Below are 25,059 nucleotides of genomic sequence, written 5' to 3'. Positions count from 1 at the left end.
AATGATGACACCTATTTATAAAAAAAATGGAACTAATATGAATAATGTAATGGCAATTATTAATAATGCTTTAGATGAATCATTTTTAGATAAATTAACAGATCATCGCTCTTTAGCTTCTGTTCCCTTTGGTGGTCGTTATCGAATGATCGACTTTCCACTTTCAAATCTTGTTAACTCAGGCATTAGCAATGTCGGCCTATTACTACAAACTAAATATCGCTCTCTAATGGATCATATTGGTTTTGGGAAAGTTTGGGATTTAGATCGTAAGCGAAATGGTCTATTTATTTTACCCCCAGCTCATATTTATCAAGCAAATAGAGCTTATAAAGGTGATCTCCAAAATTTTGCTAGCAATATAGATTATATTAAACGCAGTAATCAAGAATATGTAATTATTGGCAGCCCAAATTTAATTGCTAATATTGATTATCGTGATGCATTTAAATATCATATTAAAAACAAAAATGATATTACTATAATTTATCGTAAATTAGATATTTTTCGTCGTGATACAAATTATACCTTAATTAACACTGATGATAATGATCGTGTCATTGATATGAAAGTTAATCCGAGAAAAAATTTTTACAAAAAAATATCTCTTCAGCGCTATATAATGAAAAAAGAACTTCTGCTGGATATTATTGATGATTGTATTTCTAAAGGAGAATGGGATTTTGTTAAAAATGCAATTATTGGTAACTTAAATAAACTTAAAATCTATGGCTATCCTTTTCGCTCTTATGCAGCTGTCATTAATTCTATTAATGGTTATTACAAAAGTAATTTAGAACTTTTAAAACCTAGTATCTGGCAAAATCTTTTTCTAAAAAATGGGCCAATTTATACTAAACCTAAAGATGAAGCTCCAAGTTCCTATAATAATGGAGCTCAAGCAAATAATGTCTTAATTGCAAATGGCTGTTCAATCAAAGGTAAAGTAGAAAATAGTGTCTTATTTAGAGGAGTTAAAGTTCAAGCAGGAGCAGTTGTCAAAAATTCAATTATAATGCAAAAATCAGAAATTGGAGCAAACTCTAATTTAAAAAATGTTATTTTGGATAAAGGTGTTCAAATAACAGCTAATAAATCACTGCAGGGTGATAAAAATCATCCTCTAATAATTGCTAAAAATACTATTATTTAGATTAAAAAGGCATGGGGCTTTTCCCCATGCTCTTTTTTAATCTAAAATATAAAATAAATTAAACTTAAAAATATTTAATAACCACTAATTAAATCAGCATCATAAATGACCATTCCTGTAATTGGAGGAACAAAAACTTCATCTGAATGAAAAAAACGAATTGGCTCAGTTCCAGCTATTTGATCATCAACAACAATTGCCCAATTTCTGTTTTCTGGTAAATAAAACTGTTTCCAGCTTTGAGTTGGATTTAATAAAACAAAAATTCTATGCCACGCATCACCATTGGCATTATTAAAAATTCCAAAACCTACTGTAGCTAAGGGAGAATCTATAAAGTGTAAATTTTTTTTAATTTCCTTTCTATTTTTCATTCTAAAAGCTGGATGATGGGAGCGTAAATTAATTAAACCTTGAATATATTTAAAATGAGAATAATAAGTATTTTTACGTTCCCATTTTAATTGATTGACTTCAATAGCAGATTTATAGCTATTTTCATCCCCAAATTTTGTTCTTAAAAATTCGGTACCAGCACTAATAAAGGGCACCCCTTGAGCTGTAAATAAAATTACCTGAGCTAATTTATACATCTTTTGCCTTTGTTTTTCATTTGCCCCAGGACAAGAAAAAGATAATTTATCCCAAAGTGTTAAATTATCATGAGCTTCTACATAATTTATACTTTCTGATGGCTGAAGAGCAAAACCATAAAGTCGCCTTTCTTCAAGTCCAATTGTTCCAATAATCCCCTCATTTATTTGAGGTTCTAAGCCTATTTCTGCCTGGATAAATCCTTTTTTTGTACCATCACTATCACCTTTTAAGGCATTACGAAAATTATCATTAAAAACTGAAATTCCTGTTCCCTTCTGATCTCCTTTTCTTAACTGCTGATAAGGTTCAAGTTGAGGTTCTAAAGCAGTCCAGGGTTCTCCATAGATTAAAACAGATTTATTTTCTTGCTTTAATTTTTCAGCAGCTAATAACATAGTTTCCCGATCAATAGAAGCCATTAAATCAAAACGAAAACCGTCAATATGATATTCACGGCTCCAATATAAAAGTGAGTCAATAATATATTTTCTCATCATTTCTTTTTCAGTTGCAATTTCATTTCCACAACCAGAGGCATTAGCAAAATCCCCCTTTTCGGTAAATCTATAAAAATAATCAGGAAAAATCTTTTGAAAAGGAGAATTTTCTATATCATAAGTATGATTATAAACTACATCCATTACTACTCCAATATCATAAGAATGAAGAGCTTGTACCATCTGTTTAAATTCATAGATTCTACTTTCATCAGCTGGATTTGAAGCATAAGAACCTTCTGGTATTTGATAATAAAAAGGATCATAACCCCAATTATAAGCTTCTGGATCAAGATCATCAACAGAAGCAAAATCATAAACTGGTAGTAAATGTACATGTGTAATGCCTAATTCCTTTAAATGAGAAATACCAGTTAAAAGATTATCACTATTATAAGTATTTTTTTCAGTAAAAGAAATATATTTACCCTTATTTGTTATTCCACTTTTTTTAGCTGCTGAAAAATCTTTTACATGTAATTCATAAATTATAGCATCAACTGGATTTTCTAATTTAACCTTTTGATCTTGATTCCAATTTTTAGGGTAAACTTGATTTGGATTGACAATCAAAGCATAATTACTATTTGTTCCAACCGCTTTAGCCCAAGGATCAACAAAATTATAAGTTTGATTCTCTAATTTAAGTCTTAATTGATAATAGTTGCCATAATATTTTAAAGGTAAGTCAATCTGCCAAGTATCACTAGCAGAACTTTTTAATTGATATTCTGTTAATTTTTCATTTCCTTGATCATCTGCATAAATTTCAATAAAAGCCTGTATTGCAGGAGGAGACCAAATCTTATATTTAATTCCTGTTTCAGAAAAAGTCAAGCCTAAATCATTACCTGCATAATATAGCCTGCCTGGTTTAGTATTTATTTTTCTTTTAAACATTAAATCAACTCCAGTTTTATTGATTTAGCTACAACTATAATTAAATTTATTTTATATGTTCATTCTGCTCTTAATAGTTAAATTCTTTATTAAAGCCATTATTCCTGCCAAATTTAAGATTATTCTATTTAAAAACAGGTCATTTTAATTTTATGTAGAAATAATATTTTAAGAGTGTTAAAAAAATATAAAGTGAGGTGAGGGGATTGTTAACTATTCATGACAGTTTTAATTTCGAAGAAAACGAATTCGAAATAACTGCTTGCGGAGAAGTTTTAGTAGACCTAATTTCAAAAAAAGCTCTACCTTTAAACTCCTGTCATGATTTTAGTCGTCATTTTGGTGGATCACCAGCTAATGTTTTAATCAATATGCAGCGTCTAAAAAACAAAACTGCTTTAATAGCTCGAATTGGCAAAGATCCATTTGGCCAATTTTTAACAGATATCTTAAAAAAAGAAGCTTTAAATTTAGACTGTCTGCAGATTGATAAGGAAAATCAAACTCCAGTAATTTTTGTTAATAAAAGCAAAAACTCACCAGAATGGCTGGCTTATAGGGGAGCAGATACTAATTTAGAAATAAAACAAGAAATTTATAATAAAATTTCTAATTCTTCAGTCTTTTTTACTGGGAGTTTTATGCTTGCAAAAAAACCTGCTCAAACTACTATTCTTAAAGCTCTAAATTATGCTTTTAAAGAAAATAAGCTAATTGCTTTTGATCCCAATTTCAGGCCACAACTCTGGTCTGATAGTGAAAAAGGTAAAAAAATAATAAAAAAAGTTTTAGCCAAAGCAGATATAATTAAACCATCTTTAGATGATGCTTATTATCTTTATGGGCCAGCTAGTCCCCTCAACTATTTAAAAAAATATCATAATGCAGGCGCTAAAATAGTTATTTTGAGTTTAGGAGAAAAAGGAATTCTCTTATCTGATTCTAAAAATGAGCCTTTACAAATACAAGCTTTTTCTAAAAAAGTGGTAGATGTAACAGGAGCTGGAGATTCTTTTTGGGCAGGGTTTCTAACAGGTATTCTAAAAGGGTTTTCAATTAAAAAAGCAGCTCAAATTGGTAATGCAACAGCCGCTTTTAAAATTCAAGCTGTAGGTGCTTTATCAGAAATACCATCATTACTAGAAATAATGAATTATTATGATCTTTAAACTATTGAAGGAGGTAATTTAAATGAGCGAAATTAAACATGTAGCTTTTTTAAATCCACAAGCTAATTTTGATTCTCAAGATAGCTATTGGACTGAACACCCTGATTTTGGTGGTCAATTAGTTTATGTTAAAGAATTAAGTCAAGCTCTTGCCAAATTAAATATTAAAGTTGATATAATTACTCGGCAAATTGATGATCCAAATTGGCCTGAATTTAAAGATCTTTATGATAGTTATCCTAATTATAATAATTTACGTATTATTAGATTGCCCTTTGGAGGTGATAAATTTTTGGCTAAAGAAAAGCTCTGGCCCCACCTTAAAAAATATGTTGATGCAATAGCTGAATTTTATGATGAAGAAGGCAGTTTTCCAGATTTTTTTACTACTCATTATGCTGATGGAGGCTTAGCAGGAGTTTTACTTAAAGAAAAAATGGAAACTCCCTTCTCTTTTACTGGTCATTCTCTTGGTGCTCAAAAAATGGATAAACTTAATTTTTCTAAAAATAATTCTGATCAATTAATTGAGCGGTATCAATTCCATAGTCGTCTTGTTGCAGAGAGACTAAGTATGAAATTTAGTAATCAAATTATTGTCAGCACTGTTCAAGAAAAAACAGAACAGTATTCACACCCTTATTACAATGATGCAGTAGATGTGGAAAATCAAAAAAAGTTTTCAGTTATTCCGCCAGGAGTAAATACATCTATTTTCAATGGAAAGTATTCAGAAAAAATAGCTAAAAAAATAGAAAGCTTTTTAAAACGAGATTTAGCTACTGCAAGATTAAATAAACAAGCTATTATTTCTGCTAGCCGACTTGATCAAAAGAAAAATCATCTAGGCTTAGTTAAAGCTTTTGCTCAATCTAAAGCAATTCAGGCAGAAGCTAATTTGATTATTACTCTTCGTGGAATTGAAAATCCTTTTTTAGATTATAGTTCAGCTAGTAAGGAAGAAAAAGAAATTTTAAATCAAATCATTAAAGTTATAGAAAATAATCAACTGCAAGGAAAAGTCTCTCTCTTTTCTTTAAATAGCCAAAAAGAATTAGCTTCTTGTTATGCTTATCTAGCAGAAAGAAAATCTATTTTTGCTTTAACTTCTTTTTATGAACCTTTTGGTTTAGCACCTCTAGAGGCAATGGCAGCAGGTTTACCAGCAGTTGTAACTAAAAACGGCGGTCAAAGTGAAATAATGAAAAAAGATGAATTTGGTATTTTGATTGATCCTGAATCAACTGAAGATATAGCACGAGGTCTCAGAAAAATTATAGCCAAACCTAAAATTTGGGAGAAATATCACTTAAAAGCTCAAAAAAGAATAAAGAACAACTATACCTGGGAACAAACTGCTAAAAAATATTTAAAAGCAATGAAAAAAGGACTAAGTTTTAGAATTCCTGTAATTCATAGTGAAATTCCTGCTTACTTTTTCTTGCCTGATAGTGATAATGAACATAAATTATTAGAAAAATTTAAGCAAATACTTTAAAAAAATAGACATTTGCTAATAATTTGATATAATTAATAAACAGTAATAGATATTATTATGATTTTTATGCAATCGTTTGAATAAATATTAATGAGGAGTGATTTATTAATGAATAATAATAAGCCACATACCGCTTATTTTTGTATGGAGTATGGATTAGATGAAAAAATGAGAATTTACGCAGGTGGTTTAGGTATTTTAGCAGGAGATATTCTAAAAGCTGCTAAAGAGTTTTCTTATCCTGTCACTGGAATTGGACTTTTATGGCGCAAAGGTTATTCAAAACAAATAATAAATGAAAAAGGAAGACCAGAAAGCAAACATCCAACTAATAAAGAAATTTATGAATATGCTGAAGATACTGGCAAATATGTGATAGTAAATATTAAAAAACAAGAGGTAAAACTGAAAATCTGGAAACTGGATAAATTTGATAATGCGACTCTTTATTTATTAGATGCTAATTTACCAGAAAATGAAAAATATCAAACAATAACTGATGGTCTTTATGATGGTTTTAATGAAAAAAGAATTGCCCAAGAAATAGCCCTTGGTATTGGTGGTGTTAAAGCTATTAGAAAATTAGGTTTAAATATTGATATTTTTCACTTTAATGAAGGTCATGCTGCTTTAGCTGGAACAGAGCTGATTAGAGAAAAGATGGAAAATGGCCTTGATTTTCATAGTGCCTGGGATAATGTTAAGGAAGATATAGTCTTTACAACTCATACTCCTGTTAAAGAAGGTAATGAATCTCACAGCTTAGATAGTCTCAAAAAAATGAATGCTTTTAATTCTTTAACTAGAAAACAAATGCAAGAAATTGGAGATAGTCCTTTTAGTATGACAGTAGCTGGGCTCAGACTTTCTCGAATTTCAAATGGAGTTGCTAAACTACATGGTCAAACTTCGAGAGAAATGTGGAAAAATGTAGCTGGTAAATCTCCAATTATCTCAATCACAAATGGAGTTCATCGCAGCACTTGGGTTGATGATAGAATTGTAGCAAACAAAGGAAACAAAGAAGCAATTATTGAAACTAAAGTTAAGATGAAAAAAGAATTAGTAGAATTTATTAAAAACAGAAATGGAGCTAAACTAGATCCAAATAAACTTATAATTGGTTTTGCTAGAAGAGCAACTGCTTATAAAAGACCTAATTTAATTTTCAAAAAACCTGAAATTATAGATCCTTATTTAAAGTCAGGAGAAATACAGTTAGTTTTTTCTGGTAAAGCACATCCTACTGATGATAATGGAAAAGGAATTGTAGCAAACCTTGTAAAAAAAGCTAAAGAATTCCCAAATAGTGTAGTCTTTCTAGAAGATTATAATATGGAAATTGCACGTTATCTAACCCGGGGAGTTGATATTTGGTTAAATAACCCCCGTAAACCACTTGAGGCAAGTGGTACTTCAGGTATGAAAGCCGCAATGAATGGAGGCTTAAACCTCAGTATTCTTGATGGTTGGTGGGTTGAAGGTTGTGAACATGGAATTAATGGCTGGCAATTTGGAGATGGTTATGTAGGTGAAGGTCAGGACGAAAATGATCTTTATGCTTTATATAGAGTTTTATTCAATGATGTTTTACCTACTTTTTATAATAATCAAGATCGCTGGGAAGATATGATGATAGAAAGTATTGATACAACTTATCAAAGATTTTCTGCTAAAAAAATGCTAGAAAGATATTATACCGAAATGTATAATAAATAAATAATAAAATTAAGGCCTACCCAAACTCTTTACAGTCAGACGACCTCGAGAGCCTAATACTAACCCGCCTTGCGTTATGAAATCAAGGATTAGTGCGAAAATGGGTAGGCTTTTCTTAATTTTATTAGTTTTTCACTATCATCGATTTTTGTAATTCTCTTTTAGTTTCCTCATCAATTAAACATTCCACAATAGTCATTGCAAATTCCATTGCAACTCCTGGTCCTCTCCCAGTAATCAGATTACCATCAATTACAACTCTATCATTCTGATAATTACAGGAGCTCATATCTTTATCAAAACCAGGATAACTAGTTGCTTTTTTGCCATCTAAGATTCCTGCTGCTTCTAAAACTATTGGGGCTGCACAAATTGCTGCACATAATTTATTTTCCTCGCTTAATTTTTTAATAATATTAAGCAGTTGATTACTATCACGTAAATTAGATGCTCCTGGCATTCCACCCGGTAAAACCACAGCTTTTAAATCTTCAACTTTAACCTCTTCAATCGTAGTATCGGTTTTAACCTTAATTCCATGGTCTCCTTCTATTTCTTTACTGCCAATACCAGCAGTTAAAACCTCAAGACCTGCTCTTCTTAAAACATCAATATTTGTTATTGCTTCAATTTCTTCAAAACCTGAAGCTAAGGGAATTAAAATTTTAGCCATAAATTAGCCTCCTTAATTTTAAATTTTAATTATCATTTATTTGACTTCATTTTTCTTTTTTAAATAATTATTTAATTCAGCTGGTAATGATTTCAGATGATAATCTTGTTGAGGGAAAGGTATTTCAACTTCGTTTTCTTGAAAATAATCCCAAATAGATAATAAAACTTCACTTCTAATATTTTGAATACCATTTTGAGGATCACTAATCCAAAAACGAAGCTCAAAATTAATAGAACTGTCTCCAAACCCCATTAATAAGACATTAGGCTCAGGTTTATCTAAAATTCTTGTTTTAGATTCAATTGACTGCTGCATTAATTTCTGAACTAATCTTAAATCACTATTATAAGAAACACCAACTTTGGCTTCTACTCGAACTAATTCATCACTATAAGACCAATTAATAACCTCTTTAGTAATAAAATCTTCATTTGGAATTAAATATTCTTTACCAGAACGAGTAACTACTGAGACAAAACGAGTATCTAGTTTTCGAACCCAACCATAAACATCATCAATTTCAACTACATCACCTGGTTTAATAGACTTGTCAGCTAAAATTATTATTCCACTTATAAAATTAGATACAATTTTCTGTAAACCAAAACCTAAACCAACACCAACTGCACCACCAAGAAAAGTAAAAGCACTTAAATCAACCCCAACTGAACTTAAAGTAAATAAAACTGCTGCTGTAAAAATTATAAATTTCGCTATTTTATTTAATAAAACTTTAACTGAAGGAGTTAATTCTTCACTATTATCAATTTTATTTGTAACTAAACGACTTAATTTTCCAGCTAACCAAAATAAAATACTAAAAATTATTACTGTTTTAATAATCATTAATAATGAAATTCTCAAATTCCCACTGTGAAAAGCTAAACTTTCAAGTAAATTTAGTGTTTCTTGATAAATATTTAAAATCCTTAAAGCAGCAATTAACCAAATTAAAGCTGATAAAAAACGAAACATTTTATTTCTAGGAAAAAATAAACTAAGAGCTTTCACTAATAACCAAGCTGAAACTAAATTACCAAATATACTTATAATTACAGCTGGAATTGCAAAAGAAGCTGCTATAATATAATAAACTCCAATTAAAAACATTAAAATTAAAGGATATAATAGTTGATCAATTATTCTAAATTGCTTTCTCTCATCTAAAAAATCAATTTTGCTCAATAATTCTCTAACCTGTTTAAAAATCAATTTATTGATAAAATAAGCCAAAATCAAAAAGAAAGTTATAATAATTAACTCAATTAAGTTGCTCCAAACAAAAATATTATTTCCAAGTTTAGTAATCAGTGATTCTAAATAAAGATCGATTTGTATATTTTCAAACACTAAATCCCCCCTCTACTATTTTTTTAATAAGTATAATTTATAGCTTTATAATAATGCATTTAATTTTTCTTTTAGGTTAATAGCATCTTTAAACTGAAGTCCTCTAATTCCTGCTTGTAATGCTGCTTCTATATTTTCTTTAGAATCATCAATGAATAAAGTCTCTTCTGCTTTTAAATTAAAGCTTTCTAATAAATGTTGATAAATTTTAAGATCAGGTTTTATCATTTTTACTTGATAAGAAATTACTTGACCTTTAAAATATTTAAAAAAATCATATTTAGAGTTGATATAAGTAAAAGCTTTTTCTGGAAAATTAGATAAGATATAGAGATTATAATCTTGAACAACTAAGTCCTTTACTATTTCTAAACTATCTTGTTTTAATTTTAAGATTTCTTCCCAACCAATAATAGTGTTTTCAATTTCATTTTTTAAATTAGGATTTTTTCTTTTCCATATTTTTACTGCTTCTCTTTCTTTAATTAATCCTTTATCCAACAACAACCATTCCTCTGTTTCAAATACTGACTTTTTTAATTTTGATTTTAATTTTTCTTGATAACCTAAATCTTTTAAATAACTCTCAGGATCAAAATCAAGCAAAACATTGCCTAAATCAAAAATAATATTTTTTATCATCACTTCACCTACTCTATTTTTTAGTCATAAAAATTATAATTTAAATTATTTAGTTCTTAAATATATTATTCAAGTTCAATTAAGAATTTCCTGTTTATTTTCAAATAAAATAATAGAGTAGGACCAGCCTTTCGGCTGGGACCCCTCATCAAACTGCACGTACGGTTCTCCCGTATACAGCTTTCCGTCAGTCGTTGCCCCATCTCAAGGAATAAGTCTTCGTCACTGTGTTACCACAGCTGTATATTTTAGTCCTTTAGGACAATCTAGTAAGTAATGAAACGAGTCCCTTCTTCCTGAAAAAGGAATTGGGGATTCTTTTGTTTTGATTCATAACTGCTTTCTTTTTCTCCATATATGACCTTAACCGCATTCGTATCCATTTATCTAAACGCCAGAAAAGTTTCTTCACATTTCCATGGCCGAAATAATTAGCCCAACCATATATTTTAGGATTTAATCTTTTTATAATTGAATCCACTTTCCAGGGCTGATTTCTCTTAGTAACTTTTCTAACTTTATCTTTGAATTTTTCTAGTGATTTCTTTCTCGGTCTTTTGTATCTCCAGGCTATGAATTCAAATCCTAAAAATACAAAACCCTCACCAAAGTTAGTTATTACTGTCTTTTCTGGATGCAGTTCTAATTTGAGTTTTTCTGTGATAATTTCTTTAACTACCTCATAAGCTCTTTTAGCTTTCCTTTTTGATTTTGTCATTACAACAAAATCATCAGCAAATCGCACCAGCTTGTACCCTCTTTCTACCATTATTTTATCGAACTCATGCAGAAAGATGTTTGCCAAAAGTGGCGATATTACACCACCCTGAGGGGTTCCTTTCTCTTTGGGTATATATTCTCCATCCTTCATGACTCCCATGGTCAGCCACAATTTTATTATTTCAATTACCCAGCCATCTGTTACTTTTTGTCTGATGAATTCTATTAAAAGCTCATGATTTATATTATCGAAAAACCCTTTAATATCTGCATCTAATACCCATTTGTATCCCTGTTCTTTGTATTCTTCTATTTTGTTTATTGCATCAATCTGCGATTTACCTTTTCTAAATCCCAAAGAACAGTCACAGAATTCTTTTTCATATATCGGCTCCAGTATTCCTCTCACTGCAGCCTGAGCTATTCTATCTTTAACTGTGGGTATTCCCAGTAGTCGCTGTCTTCCATCACTTTTTGGGATAAATACTCTCAGTGATGGTTTGGGTTGATACCTATCCTCTAGAAATTCTCTGTATAGTTCTCTCATATGAACTGCATAGTTTTCTTTGAATTCTACTGTATCTATTCTATCAACACCTGCACTACCACCTTTATCTAAGACATGTTTTGCGGCTGCTTTCATATTTCTAATCTTTGTCACTTTGTCTTTAAGAGTGTAGTACGTTTTCTCAGTTATCTCTTTCACCAGTCCTTACTTCACGACTTACCAGTCTCTAACTCTACAGTCCAGTTAAACAGACCCTATCTTCATAATATTATCAGCCACGTTTTAGGTTCTCACCAATCGCCCCCTCTGACATATTACTACTGAGGTTATGGTGTTTCTGACCTACCACCTTTAGAATTAGATTTCTCCCTTCAGTTACAAGCCTGACCCACTGCTTTAAGCAGTGTTTAAACCATTAAAATCTATTTACCACTCCTGTATTATCTTCAACTTCGACTGCGCTGGCTGTCCTTTGCTAAACTGGCTTTATCCTCCTGCAGGTCGCCCTGCTATCTAAGGACCAGTTATCCTTGCTACTATTGACGCCATCTGAACTCTGTATCTGCTTTATCTTAGTTTTCCCGTTCAGGTTATGCCTCGACTTACTAAAACTAGTTTCAGTTTTTAGACAAATACAGAACTCCTCCGGTCAATTATTCTATCTTACTGTCATTCCAACCCTAATCACACCCGTAAATCCAGCCTAGATTGCATGGTTTTTATGCCGGCATTGAGCTTCTCCGTTACTTAGGCGAATCGCCATCTACAGATGCCACCTCTGGTTCACATTATGTTTTGGACTAACAGCACGTCTCAGACTCTTCAGATTCCACCTCGCGGTGAACACCCTGTCACTGTTGACTTCTACATGATACATGCCACAACATAGGAAGGACTTTCACCTACTATCAGAATAATTTACGGAGCACACAAAGCAAAAAATCCGACTTTAAAGTCGGATTTTAACTAAATATAGATCTCCACAAAAGCTTTTATTCAATTTCAGCTTTCATTTTTTCTAATAAATTATTAAATCTTTGATTATAACTTTCCTGAAATTCTGAAACCTTTTGTGCTAACTGCTGTCTCATCTGAGCATTCATTCCATTTTGAACCTTTGATTGACCAGAACTAGTTCCAGCTAAAGGATTTTGCTGTCCTTGTTCTGCTTGCTCTAAATGCTGCTTAACTTGTTCATCTAACTGCTTTTTTTGTGTCTGATATTGCTGTTGTAAGCTTTGAGCTTGAGTAAATTGTTTTTCAAAAAAACCACTTTTTCCACTCTCTTTTAATGATTCAACTGCAATAACAGCTTCTTTACGCCTTTCAATCTGCTGAGATGAATTACGAAGTCCAATTGACTCAATTAACATCAATTGTGCCTCTTTTAAAACTGGCTTGCTTTTAGACTTTAATTGAGCCCATAAGTCCTCAGCATCAATTTCCTTTTTAAAAAATGGAGCCATTATCTCTTTTAATTCTTCTCTAATTTCTAAAGAATTAAAATCATTTTCATCTGCAGCATAAACTTCATCTGCTCTTTCCATTGCAATTTCATAAGCACTTTTCATTAAATATCAGCCCTCCTTAAACAAATCAAAAAATCTATCTTGATAAGCATTAAAAACTCCCCAACGATCAAGTTCTTTTTTCAATTTTGAGGGATCTTCCTCTCCTTCTTTTACAAGTTTAAACATTTTTTCTATTTCTTCACTAGCAGCTATCGGGAGCCCTTCCAAATTTCTAGTAACTACAGAATAACCTTTATCATCTGTACTTAAAAATCCTTTTTCTTCATAATAAGGAAGTTGTGATTTATATGCACTTTTTTGCATTAATGACTGGATAAATTTCATTAAAGAAACATCCCAAAGTTCATCAACTCCTTTAATAATAACTGTTAATTTATCAGTAGCTTGATCTATTTCTTCTCGTATTTTAGCCTCTACTGCTGCAAGCTCTTTGGCCAAAGTAAAAGTTCTAATAGACTGTTTTTTATAATTCATTTTATAAAGCAAAGCTGCTAAATCAGGATTTTCCTGAGCAATCATTTGCATAGCCTGTTTAGCTTCACCACTAAATCCGCTCATATTGATCATATAATCTGGAGTTAAAAGCTTGGGCTTTTCCCAGGTGATTTCCCCTTCTCTGATTTTAGTTTCTGGACCCTCTTGTGGAAATTCTTCTAAATAATAAGGCTCACTAATTACAAAATAATGAAGAGTAGTGTCACGATCTGTATAAATTAAATCATCTGGTTCAAGTAATATCTCAGTATTTTCAAGTACATCTTTAATTTTTTGATTATCTTTCATTTTAACTCCTCCTCTCAAAACTAAATAAAATGGAGTTGATTTTTTTAATCTATATTTTATATTATATAATATTTGAACTCATGAAGTCAAAGCCTATTAAAATTGTTAACGTTAAAAAGACTGAAGTTTAGGCTTCAGTCTTTTTAGATTTAATTATTTTTTTGAAAATTTATTAAAGCTTTACCAATAATTAAAGAAAATACTGAAGCAACTATGATCTCAGGAATACCATTAGTAATAGCCACAGCTAAACCAGCACTTGCAGGTAAATAACCTCTAACTACAGCCAAGATTAAAACTCCTGCGGTATTAACAATAGTACCAAAAGCACCTGCTAAAATTAAAGATGTACTTTGACTAATATTTTTAGTCAAATAATAAGTATAATAAGCTGCAACACCTATTAAAAGTCTAGGCAAAATAGCAACAATTGGATCAGCAAAAATTGGATTAGTTGCTCTGATAAAACTAAAAAAGCCAAAAATCAAACCAATTAAAAGACCGACAATTGGGCCTTCAATAACTCCGCCCAAAATAACAGGTAAGTGCATTATAGTTGCATGACCTGCAGCACTCGGCCAGGGAATTAAACCTAAGCCAGTAGCACCTAACATAATAGAAATCGCACCTAACATACCAGCAATTACAATCTGTCTCGTTTTAAGTTTTATTTTCTTTTCCTCCCATCCCAGTCCATTGATCCAGGTGGACTAAACGTTTTATTTAGCAGCGTTTTTTGGGTGCAGCTCTTAAAGTTAAGGTTCCGCCCCTGCTACTCTAAATATATTATAATAATTATTTATTTAAATAACAAGTATTTTTTTTATTTTTTCGAGCAGATATTTATTTAAACTTAAATCAAATCTTGACTATACTCTTTTTTGTGCTAATTTTTTTAAATAATTAATAACCACTTGATCAACTTCCATTGTTTTTAAATGAGAAATTAAAGTTTCCTGCTCAAAATAGCGCAGTAATCTAACTAAGAAATTCATAACTTTATTTCTTTTACTTTCTCTTCTTAGCTGACGCTGAAAAAGTTCTTTGGCTATTTCATAATATTTTAGTTTTAAAGCAGCTATTAATCTATAAAAATCTAAATATTGATCATCTAAATATTTACCATGTGGAATTTCAGTTAAAATAGGTGCTGGATCAGCAAATCTCAATATAGTCTCATAATAAGCAATAGTATCAAAGTAGCTTTCTACTTTAGCATTTTTAACTGCGTCTATTAATTTCTTTTTACGGGCCTGTTTAAGTTCTGACTGATATTTTAAAAGTCTTAACTTCGCATAACTTAAAGCTGGAGTTTTAATCTCAGATTTTTCCACTTCTTGAATAAGCTCTTTTAAGGATTTAGTTGTCAATTCTCTTCCCTGCTCATAAATAGTTTCATCTCCATCTAAAGCAGCTAAACTAATAAAAAGCCGATTATTATAAATATCTTTTTTACTTATTTGCTCAATTAATCCCAGTTCTATTAATTTTAAAATAGATCTTAGAAGTTCTTTTTGATGATTTCTAGCTTCTTTGTTTTCAATTAACATCATTAAACTTGCTAATAAATTATCTGTTTTACTTAATAAAGAATCAAATTGATTAATAAAATCAGCTAAATCATCTTTTTGGCCGTGTTCCACTAAAAATCTGAGATAATCAGCAGCTATCTGCCAGTTTTTAAACTGATTATTTTTTTTCGATTTTTCAATTTCAAAAGCAGTTTTAATTTTTTGTTCTGCTGCTTTAATTTTTCCTTGCTGATAATCAGCTACAAATAAAAGTCTTAAAAAAGCAGGATTTTTTTGCTGCTTTACTGCTAAATCATCAGCAAAATCAGCAAAGTCTATATATAATTCAGCTGCTAAATAACGGGCTAAAATATCAAGGGCCATCTGAGAATTTTTAGGTGGTAAATCTTTAATCTGACTTAATAATTTTTTAGCCTTAGTTTTTTTATCATTAATTTTTAAATTATCTAGCCTTTGGAAAACATTAAAAATTTCTGCTGCTTGATTTAAGGCCTGGGGTAACTTAAGCCCTTTGTTTTTTGCTATATTAAATCTTTCCTCAACAAAATTACTTAAAAATGAAATTACCCGCATATGTTTATAATCTTTAAGTTGCTCATAATATTTTGCAAAAAGACTTAAAGCACTTACAACATCATCTAAATCCATTAAAGTTTCCAAACGGAAAATAATTAATTGTAAGTTTTCTGCTTCGATTTTCATTGCTCTTGCAATAATATCATTAACTTTTTGAAAGTCTTGAGCTTTTTTATAAATTTCAGCCAATGCAATCAATAAAGGTATATTAGCACCTTTAGCTTCCAAGGCCTGACGCACAATATCTTCGGCTTGCTCCATTTCTTCTTTTTCTAAGATAATATTTACTAAAGGAGAAATAAAAGCTTCATCTAGGTCAGTTCCCATCAACTGCCAGGCATGTCTTAAGTATTTTTCCGATTCTTGATAATTATTATTTTGTAAACTATAAACAATTAAAGGTAAGAGAAATCTGTGTTCTAAAGGATAATCATTAACTGCTTCTTTGAGTAAATCTAAAACAGCCTCTTCTTTTTCTGCTTTTTTAATTGCTTCAAAATATTCTTCTATACTTTTTTTAGGCTTATTTTGGTCACAACACTTCTTGAATTTTTTTCCACTGCCACAGGGACAAGTGTCATTCCGACCAACACTATAAGAGCGAACAGTATCTTTTTCTCGCCGCTTAGCTATACTTTGCTTTAAACCTTTTAATCTTTTATCCATATTTATCAACCTCTCTCTTTTAAAGCTAAGATCTAAACATTAATAGAGCTCCATCAAGCTTAAAAGCTTCTGGAGCTCAATCTTTTTTAATTAAATTTTTAATTACTTATCTAATTATAGCAGAGTCAAGAATAAATTTAAAGCTATTAAAAATCTAATTATTATAAATTTTATTCTAAGTTAATTACTATTCCTCAACTTTAGCTAATTTCTTTTTTAATTTATAAACATTTAATCTTTCAGGAACATAATCTTCATCTCTATCTTTTATTTCATCTACTGGTATATCCAACTCACGACTCAGCAGATCTTTAATTCTACTGCTGCAAAAATTAGCCTGACACTCTCCTGTTTTGGCCCAGGTTCTTCTTTTAATTGCATCAGTTGTTTTAATTGGAATTGAACGACTTAAGGCATCTAATATCTCAGCTTCTGTAACTTTCTCACAGCGACAGATAATATTTTTAGTTGGATCTTGATGATCAATTTCGCCAGCAAAATTCTCATCTTTATCAATTGCGATAGCTGGTCTTTCAGGCTTAAAGTCTTTCTTTGGCTCAAGTTTTACTCCCGACTCAGCTAAAATATTAACTACTTTTTTGGCAATCGCTGGTGATGATGTAAGACCAGGAGAATCTATACCGGCTGCCTGAATAAACCCTTTAACACTGCTTTCCTCAATAATAAAATCTCCCCTGGTGCTTTTAGGTCTTAAACCAGCAAAAGTTTTGAGCATTCTATTTGTATCGAAATCAGGGATTGATTTTCTAGCCTGCTCAATTATGTATTTTATTTCTTTAAAAGTCGTACTGACATCATATTTTTTATCTATTTCTTCTGCATTTGGTCCAATCATAAAATTACCATGAGTTGTTGTTGTAGCTACAACACCTTTAGTTTTTGGATTTGGAGCCTGAAAAATAACACTGTTCACTAAATGACTCTGAGATTTACTAAAAACTACATATTCTCCCCGCATTGGATAAATCTCAAAATCATCAGTATTGAGCATAGCTGCTATTTTATCTGCATAAATTCCAGCTGCATTAATCACAAAACGACTTTCTATTTTTTCTTGAGCTGTTTTAATTTCAAAAGTATTATCTTTTTTCTCAATAGCTAATACTTCTGACTCTAATTTTAAATCAACTCCATTATCAACTGCATTTTCTGCCAGAGCAATAGTAAATTCATAAGGAGAAGTAACACCAATAGTTTTACAATAAAAAGCTGCTTGAGCTCCTTCTCCTACATGAGGTTCAACTTCTTTGATTTGATCACCATAAAGAATTTCTATTTCCGATTCTGATTGTCCTACTTTTAGAGCATTTTCATATATTTTTTCTAATGTTTTTTCATCATCATCATCAAAAGCTAAAACTAAACCACCAGTGTTTTGATAACCAAAGTTTAATTCTGATTCTAATTTTTCATACATTGAATTACCTTTAATACAAAGCTCACCCTTAACTGTTCCCTCTTTAGCAACATAACCACCATGGACAATTCCAGTATTTGCCTTAGAAGCTCCAGTTGCCACATCAGATTCTTTTTCTAATAAGGCTACTTTAAGATCATATTTAGCAAGTTCTCTTGCAATTGCTGAGCCTACAACACCTGCTCCAATAATGCTAATATCATACATTTAATTTGCCTCCTTTGAATTAAAATGAATTTAATTTTTAATTCTATTTTCTAACTTAATTGTTTTATTAACAATAATTCCTTATTATAAATATATAATCTCAAAGCTCAAAAAGCAAATATAATTCTATTAATTTGCAAAAATATAAATATTTAAATTTTTAAGCAAAATTAAAGCCCTGCTTAAGAGCAGGGCTCATTGATCTTATTATAGATTTATTTTAACAAACTTAATTACTAATTAAAATTTTAAATTTCATTTAAATCACTGACAATTTCTGCTACAAGCCTGTCAATTTCTTGATAATCTTCATCAGCACCATGACCTTTAGCTATAACTGGATCATAAAGATCGACTTTTAGATTCGGCATCAAATCAAGCAGTTTATCAGTCATTCTACCAGCCCAACCATAAGAACCTATTATTGAAGCATAACGTGTTTTTGGTTTTAATACGTTGGCCAGATAAGCTGCATAAACTGCAGATGGATGGGGACCAGTCAAAACAGTTGGAGAACCAAAAACAACTGTTGAAGCATCAACTAATGAAATTGCAAGATCACCTAAATCAACATCAGTCAAATCAAAAGGCTTAACTTTAATTCCCTCATCAATTAAAGAACTGATAAAGTATTTAATTAAATCTTTAGTACTTCCATGCATCGAAACATAAGGAACTACAACCTCAGGTTTTACCTCATCACTTACCCATTCCTTATATGCATCTAAAATCAGATCAGGATTATCATAAATTGGACCATGACTTGGGGCAATCATATCAATCTCGTAATCTTCTAATTTAGCCAGATTCTTTTTAATAATCATTCTAAAAGGCATCATAATTTCTGCATAATATCGTTTAGCTGCCTTATATACTTCAGCTTCATCTTCTACAAATAGGTTACTTGTAGCCAGGTGAGACCCAAAGAAATCACAGGGAAATAAAATGTTTTCTTCCTGCAGATAAGTCGACATAGTTTCTGGCCAATGAACCCAAGGTGTATCAATAAATTCCAGGGTCCTACCACCTAAGTCAAGTGTTTCACCATCTTCAACAGTTCTAATTTGATTAGCCTCAAGTTCTAGCAGGTCCAAAAGCATTGGCTTTGCTTTTTTAGAACTTAAAACTTTAGCTTCTGGAAATTCTTCTAATAGAGCTGGTATTGAACCAGAATGATCTTGCTCAGCATGATTTGAAATAATATAATCAATCTGTTTTACACCCAGATCATCCAAATTGTCCAGAAAATCTTCCACAAAATCTGGCTCTACTGTATCGATTATTGCATTCTTTTCTCCACCTTTAATAAAATATGAGTTGTAACTTGTACCATCAGGTAGAGGGATCAGTTCATCAAATAATTTGCGGTGCCAGTCAATAACACCAACACTATAGATATCTTCTTTTATTTTTCTAAACATTTTAAATTCCTCCTTATAAACTTAAGTTCTTTTTCGAATTTAAATGATTCAATTTAATCTTTAGTATTTTTATCAAGTTTATTTTATAATTAAAAAAATAAGTTTTCTGTGAGCTATATCACATTGATTTAAAACTAAACTAAAAAAGCCGATAAGAATATTCTTATCAGCTAAATTTTTTCTATTTAATTTTAATCACTTTAAATTAGCTTTTGTCATTTTTTGAGGCTGAATATAGTCTTCAAATTCTGCTTCTGTTAAATATCCTAATCTGAGTGCTGATTTTTTTAAAGTTATATCTTCTTTAAAAGCTTTTTGAGCAATTTCAGCTGCTTGATCATAACCTATAATTGGATTTAAAGCTGTCACCAACATCAAAGATTTTTTTAGATATGCAGCAATTTGTTCTTTATCTGCCTCAATTCCCTTTAAACACCTTGTATTATAAGAATTAACAGAATCTACTAACAAATTTATTGATTGTAAGATATTATAAATAATTAAAGGTTTAGCTACATTAAGCTGAAAATTACCACTAGCACCACCAATATTAACAGCTGTATCATTAGCTATTACCTGAGCTGCAGCCTGGAATAAAACCTCAGCTTGAGTTGGATTAACTTTACCTGGCATAATAGAGCTTCCAGGTTCATTTTTAGGAATTTTAAGTTCTCCAATTCCAGCTCGGGGTCCAGAAGCTAACCAACGAGTATCATTAGCAAGTTTTATTAAAACAGAAGCAGCAGTTTTTAAAACACCACTTAAATTAACAAAGCTATTATGAGCTGCAATTCCAGCTGCTTTATTAATAGCTGTTTTAAATTCTCTATCTGTTTCTAAATTAATATACTTAATTGCCTTTTTGTCAAAACCTGACTTAGTATTTAAACCAGTACCAACAGCTGTCCCTCCTATTGGCAATCTTTTTAAATATTTCAAACTATCTTCTAAAATCTCAATTATTTCTTCTAATTGAGCAGCAAAAGCACCAAATTCTTGACCTAAAGTAATTGGGGTAGCATCCATTAAATGAGTTCTTCCGACTTTAACTAAATCCTTATATTTTTCCTCTTTTTTTTCTAATTCAACTTTTAAATCTACTAAAGTAGGTAATAAAAAATCTTCAATTTTTATCACAACTGCTATTGCCATTGCAGTTGGAAAAGTATCATTAGAAGACTGTGACATATTTAAATCATCATTTGGATGAACAGGTTTTTTAGTTCCTAATTTTTGGCCTGCCAATTGAGAAATCCTATTTGCTAAAACCTCATTAACATTCATATTGGTTTGAGTTCCAGAACCAGTTTGCCAAAGAGAAATAGGAAAATGTTGATCTAAATCACCTTTTATTAATTCATCTGTAGCTTTTATAATATAGTCTCTTTTAGTTTCACTAATCAAATTTTGTTCAAAATTTGCTAAAACTGCTGCTTTTTTGACAATACCATATGCTCTAATTATTTTCGTTGGCATCTTTTCTTTCCCAATAGGAAAATTATTAACTGCTCTGGCAGTTTGAGCTCCATATAATTTATCTGCCTTAACTTTTATTTCTCCTAAACTATCTTTTTCTATCCGATAATTCATTTTATACTCCTTTTTAATTTAGATTAATAAACTTAAATTAAATACAAAATTAAAGATAAGCATATTCCTTTTGAGAACTATGAGAATTAGTTTTCAAATTAGAATTTAGTAAAGAATTAGACCATTTATTACAACGATCACCAGTAACTGCAATTACCTTTGAGTCTGCTAGTACTTTAATTACTTCACAGTGATTAGGACAATCTTGACACTCAAAACTATTAGTTGCAAAACTTTGATCTGTTAACTTAAAACCTCTAAAATTGGTTTTTTTGCCAGTCTTTTTAATTTCTCTTTTAGCTAAAATTGCAATTCCAATTGCCCCCATTACAGCATGATGCTCAGGTACAATAACTTCTGCTTCAATTTCTGATTCAAAAGCTGCTTTGATTCCAATATTAGCAGCTACTCCACCTTGAAATATGTATTTTCCTTTTAAAACACGATTTCGAACTAAGTTATTTATATAATTTCTGACTAAAGCTTCTGATAAACCTTTAATAATTTCAGCTTTAGTAAAACCATACTGCTGTTTAGAAATCATATCAGATTCAGCAAAAACTGTACAGCGACCAGCTATTCTAACATCTCTTTTAGCTTCTAAAGCCAGACTTCCAAAATCTTCTATCGCTATTCCCAATCTTTGCGCCTGATGATCAAGAAATGAACCAGTACCAGCTGCACAGACAGTATTCATCGCAAAATCAACTGCAATTCCTGATTCAACAATTATTAATTTAGAATCTTGACCTCCAATTTCAAAAATTGTCCCAGCATCTGGATAATAATAGGTTGAGGCTCTAGCATGAGCTGTAATTTCATTTTTAACAGTATCAGCACCCAAAATATAAGCTATTAGCTGTCTTCCACTACCAGTAACTCCCACTCCTTTAATTTGATAATCAATATCTATTTCAGCTTGAAATTGATTTAAAGCTGCTTGTACTAACTCAATTGGATTACCAGAATTACGAGTATAAAGTTTAAACTGCAGTTCATTTTTAGCATCAATTGCCACTAAATTAATACTCACTGAACCAATGTCTACTCCCAGATACAGATTTTTCATCTAAATAACCTCCCTATAATTCTTTTCTTTTATCATTTCTAAAAAGGCTTCTAACCTTGTTAAAACATTAGCATCAGCGGTTTGTTCATCAATAGAAATAGTCAAAACAGGTAAATCATATTTTTTAGATAATTTATCCATTACACTTTGAGCAACTAATTCTGGTAAACAACCAAAAGGTTTAAGTTGAATAATACCAGCAAAGCCTTTTTCTTTAAAATCAATAGCATGGCCTATATTCGCTTGAGCATGACCTCCAATTTCAATTTCTATAAATTCGGCTCCCTTAGCTCCAATTTTTTTTAAATCCTGACCAGCAAAAGGAAAAATATTTTCTCTAATCCAATCAGAAAGATATTGTGAGCGCTCAACTTCAAAACCAAAACTATTTAATTTTTCTTCGATTTGATTATTAATCGACTTTTCTAAAACAACATATATTTCACCAATAATTCCAATTTTATAACGCTGATCTGCACCTGGAATCTGAGTCTGATAAGGCTTTAACTTTGTTAAATATTTATTTTTTATTTTCTTAATTTCCGCAATTGAATCAGATTTAGCTAAATCTGACTGAGCTTTAAACCACAGATTATTGATCTGAGCAGGATTATTATAAGCTCGTAAAATTGATATTTCTTTTTCTATTTCATCAAGTGCTTTAGTTAATTCATAAACTATTTGAATAACTTTTAGTACTTTAAGCCAGGAATTATTAGCTTTTAAACGCTTAATTAACTGATAAAAATATTGATAATTATCATGAGGAGAATCAATAACAAGCAGCTCTACTTGATAACCTAAACTAGCTAATATTTTTTGGTGAAGATCACCATAGTATCCAGCTCTACAAGGACCATGCCCACCACTAGTAACTATTGCATCTAAATCTTCTTCCATTAATTTAAGATAGAGGCCAGTAATTACTTTAAAGGGGAAACAGGCAAATTCTGGACTATATTTAACACCCAAATCTATAATTTCTTTATTTGGTTTAGGTGGCATTATTACTTCATGACCTAGTAATTCCAATAATCTTTGATAAACTATAGTTGGTCCCATATAAGGAAAAGATAATCTCATTTTAATTACTCTCCTTTTTTAATCTCAATAAATCAATAAAAGCTTCAATTCTAGTAATAATATGACTTGCTCCAGTTTGTTCATCTATTCTTAAAGTCATAAAGGATTTATCATATTTTTGAGCATCAATTTCTAAAATTTGACCTAAAATAGAATCAGGTCCACAGCCAAAAGCAGTTAAATGAATTAAGCCAGCTATTTCTTCATTTTTTAAATAATGTTCAGCTGCTCCATAAAGCTTATTTGTAAATTGCCAGAACATTGGTTTTCTCAATTGAGATAGTTCTTCTCTAATAATTTTGTCCTCTACCATAGAAAAAGTATGAATTCTAACTCCCATCTCTCTTAATTTATTAATAATATTCATATTTAAATAATTATCAAAAAGATTATAAACATAACCAATAACTGCAATATCAATTATTTCTTCACCTGCTGGAGCTTGAATAAAATTATTTTCAGGTTGAGATAATTCCATTTCGGCCTCAACAATCTTATTTTCCAATTGCATTATATTTTTAATATTAGCAAAATTATCAATTAAATAGCCAGCAGACAAAAGTTTACGATAGCGCTGCCAAAAATCTGCAGCTACTTTTAAAGCTCTTTTCATTTCTCTTTCAGAAATATCTAAAGCCTTAGCTAATTGTTGATGATTTGAATATTGGTCAATAAGTTCAGTTTCTGAATCAATTTGATCTATAATTAAAGTAGTCTTTAATTTAGTCAAAGAATGTTGGACCATATCTGGCAGCCCTAAAAACTTAGGACATAAAACTAAATTTTTCTCAATAGATCTAAACCTGGGCAGAAAAATAAAATCAACTCCTTTCTGCTCCAAGTTTAAAATATGACCAACCATTACTTTAATTGGTACACAAATTTCAGCCAAAGATTTTTTTACCCCTTGATCTAAAATTTGACGTGAGCTACTATCAGAAATAATGACTTCAACTTCAAGCTTAGTTAAAAGTTGAAGCCAAAAAGGAAAATAATAATAATAAAGCAGTGCTTTTGGAATCCCAATTTTTATTTTTTTCATGGTTTGATACCTCACTACTAATTCTTTTTCTATTTAAAAAAATTACTATTTCTTTCTAAAACTTCACTTAAATACCTTTGAAAACGAGATGGTTTTCTATTTTTAATATAAAAATAACCAATAGTTGAAGTCACAAAAGCTCCAATACAATCTTCCATTAGGTCAAACATGGTATCTATTATACCGCTTTTTTGCATATTTAAAGAAAAAATTGTATCCATCCAAAATTCAAAGATTTCCCAAAAAACTCCAATTGTGACTGCAAAACAAAAAGCAAAAATAGCTATAAAAACTGGACTTAACATCATATCAATCTTCTCATTATTATTTAAAATGTAGACCATTACAAAACCAATAAAACCCATTCCCATCCCATAAATCATATGCAGCATACTATCCCACCACCAAAAACGGTAATAAAAATTCTGCTGTTCACCCAAATACATAGCTGCAAAAATAAAAACTACTATCAGAAACTGCAAAGCATTAGGGATTTTTAAATAACCATTATCAGTTAAATAAGCAGGTAAATAAATTAAAATTATTGCTAAAACTGAAGTAAAAAGATTTAACCAGTTTTTTGCTAATATATTACCAATAACTGAAACTAATAATAAAAATAAGAAAAATCGTGTTAAATAAAGTTGTAATTTTTCTTGTGTCATAAATATAAATATCCTTTCTCATTTAG

Annotated in this window: 20 protein-coding genes; 4 read left to right on the top strand and 16 right to left on the bottom strand. The window is 30.5% G+C overall.

What is annotated here, in order from left to right; all coding sequences use genetic code 11:
• The first annotated feature begins 1 nt into the window (after window position 1).
• The gene (gene glgD / locus HPRAE_RS02505) at window positions 2-1,153 is read left to right on the top strand and encodes a glucose-1-phosphate adenylyltransferase subunit GlgD (protein WP_014552682.1); all 1,152 of its coding nucleotides are present in this window, start codon (window positions 2-4) and stop codon (window positions 1,151-1,153) included.
• A 74-nt stretch (window positions 1,154-1,227) separates the two neighbouring features.
• Here glgD and pulA read toward each other — a convergent pair whose 3' ends face one another.
• A complete protein-coding gene (pulA, locus tag HPRAE_RS02500; RefSeq protein WP_014552681.1) occupies window positions 1,228-3,147 on the bottom strand; it encodes a type I pullulanase in 1,920 nt (639 codons plus the stop codon).
• Between the two features lie 197 nt (window positions 3,148-3,344).
• On the opposite strand from pulA, the gene HPRAE_RS02495 reads away from it, so the two are divergent.
• The 3 genes from HPRAE_RS02495 to glgP all read left to right on the top strand — a co-directional run bounded on the left by HPRAE_RS02495 (window position 3,345) and on the right by glgP (window position 7,533).
• A complete protein-coding gene (locus HPRAE_RS02495) occupies window positions 3,345-4,316 on the top strand; it encodes a carbohydrate kinase family protein (protein ID WP_245528276.1) in 972 nt (323 codons plus the stop codon).
• 22 nt (window positions 4,317-4,338) lie between these two features.
• The gene (locus HPRAE_RS02490; RefSeq protein ID WP_014552679.1) at window positions 4,339-5,814 is read left to right on the top strand and encodes a glycosyltransferase; all 1,476 of its coding nucleotides are present in this window, start codon (window positions 4,339-4,341) and stop codon (window positions 5,812-5,814) included.
• 108 nt (window positions 5,815-5,922) lie between these two features.
• Window positions 5,923-7,533, top strand: coding sequence for an alpha-glucan family phosphorylase (gene glgP, locus HPRAE_RS02485; RefSeq protein WP_014552678.1), 1,611 nt, complete (start codon window positions 5,923-5,925; stop codon window positions 7,531-7,533).
• 124 nt (window positions 7,534-7,657) lie between these two features.
• Here glgP and HPRAE_RS02480 read toward each other — a convergent pair whose 3' ends face one another.
• The 15 genes from HPRAE_RS02480 to HPRAE_RS02410 all read right to left on the bottom strand — a co-directional run bounded on the left by HPRAE_RS02480 (window position 7,658) and on the right by HPRAE_RS02410 (window position 25,033).
• A complete protein-coding gene (locus tag HPRAE_RS02480) occupies window positions 7,658-8,206 on the bottom strand; it encodes a DJ-1 family glyoxalase III (RefSeq protein WP_014552677.1) in 549 nt (182 codons plus the stop codon).
• A 36-nt stretch (window positions 8,207-8,242) separates the two neighbouring features.
• Window positions 8,243-9,559, bottom strand: coding sequence for a mechanosensitive ion channel family protein (locus HPRAE_RS02475; RefSeq protein WP_014552676.1), 1,317 nt, complete (start codon window positions 9,557-9,559; stop codon window positions 8,243-8,245).
• 45 nt (window positions 9,560-9,604) lie between these two features.
• A complete protein-coding gene (locus HPRAE_RS02470) occupies window positions 9,605-10,201 on the bottom strand; it encodes an HAD family hydrolase (RefSeq protein ID WP_014552675.1) in 597 nt (198 codons plus the stop codon).
• 256 nt (window positions 10,202-10,457) lie between these two features.
• Entirely contained in the window at window positions 10,458-11,627 is a 1,170-nt protein-coding gene (ltrA, locus tag HPRAE_RS02465; RefSeq protein ID WP_014552674.1) for a group II intron reverse transcriptase/maturase, read from the bottom strand.
• Between the two features lie 794 nt (window positions 11,628-12,421).
• Entirely contained in the window at window positions 12,422-13,000 is a 579-nt protein-coding gene (locus HPRAE_RS02460) for a hypothetical protein (RefSeq protein ID WP_014552673.1), read from the bottom strand.
• 6 nt (window positions 13,001-13,006) lie between these two features.
• Window positions 13,007-13,744: a hypothetical protein gene (locus tag HPRAE_RS02455; protein ID WP_014552672.1), complete on the bottom strand. Its 738-nt coding sequence runs from the start codon at window positions 13,742-13,744 to the stop codon at window positions 13,007-13,009.
• A gap of 149 nt (window positions 13,745-13,893) precedes the next feature.
• Complete coding sequence (locus HPRAE_RS02450; RefSeq protein ID WP_014552671.1) at window positions 13,894-14,445, bottom strand: ECF transporter S component; 552 nt, start codon at window positions 14,443-14,445, stop codon at window positions 13,894-13,896.
• Between the two features lie 168 nt (window positions 14,446-14,613).
• The gene (locus HPRAE_RS02445) at window positions 14,614-16,518 is read right to left on the bottom strand and encodes an SEC-C metal-binding domain-containing protein (protein WP_014552670.1); all 1,905 of its coding nucleotides are present in this window, start codon (window positions 16,516-16,518) and stop codon (window positions 14,614-14,616) included.
• 187 nt (window positions 16,519-16,705) lie between these two features.
• Window positions 16,706-18,163, bottom strand: a complete 1,458-nt coding sequence (locus HPRAE_RS02440) for an NAD(P)/FAD-dependent oxidoreductase (protein WP_014552669.1) — start codon at window positions 18,161-18,163, stop codon at window positions 16,706-16,708.
• A gap of 248 nt (window positions 18,164-18,411) precedes the next feature.
• Window positions 18,412-19,584, bottom strand: a complete 1,173-nt coding sequence (locus HPRAE_RS02435; RefSeq protein WP_014552668.1) for an FprA family A-type flavoprotein — start codon at window positions 19,582-19,584, stop codon at window positions 18,412-18,414.
• A gap of 195 nt (window positions 19,585-19,779) precedes the next feature.
• On the bottom strand, window positions 19,780-21,174 hold the full coding sequence (locus HPRAE_RS02430; RefSeq protein WP_014552667.1) for a class II fumarate hydratase: 1,395 nt from the start codon (window positions 21,172-21,174) through the stop codon (window positions 19,780-19,782).
• A 49-nt stretch (window positions 21,175-21,223) separates the two neighbouring features.
• Window positions 21,224-22,243 (bottom strand): acyl-CoA dehydratase activase, encoded by a 1,020-nt coding sequence (locus HPRAE_RS02425; protein ID WP_014552666.1) that lies wholly within the window; start codon window positions 22,241-22,243, stop codon window positions 21,224-21,226.
• Window positions 22,244-23,326, bottom strand: coding sequence for an acyl-CoA dehydratase activase-related protein (locus HPRAE_RS02420; protein WP_014552665.1), 1,083 nt, complete (start codon window positions 23,324-23,326; stop codon window positions 22,244-22,246).
• A 1-nt stretch (window position 23,327) separates the two neighbouring features.
• Window positions 23,328-24,368: an acyl-CoA dehydratase activase-related protein gene (locus tag HPRAE_RS02415; RefSeq protein WP_014552664.1), complete on the bottom strand. Its 1,041-nt coding sequence runs from the start codon at window positions 24,366-24,368 to the stop codon at window positions 23,328-23,330.
• A 29-nt stretch (window positions 24,369-24,397) separates the two neighbouring features.
• A complete protein-coding gene (locus HPRAE_RS02410; RefSeq protein WP_014552663.1) occupies window positions 24,398-25,033 on the bottom strand; it encodes a DUF2238 domain-containing protein in 636 nt (211 codons plus the stop codon).
• Between the last annotated feature and the right edge of the window lie 26 nt (window positions 25,034-25,059).

The organism is Halanaerobium praevalens DSM 2228, assembly GCF_000165465.1.
Taxonomy (GTDB): Bacteria; Bacillota; Halanaerobiia; order Halanaerobiales; family Halanaerobiaceae; genus Halanaerobium; species Halanaerobium praevalens.
The sequence above is the reverse complement of the archived record's forward strand: the minus strand, read 5'-3'. Positions and strand labels throughout refer to the sequence as shown.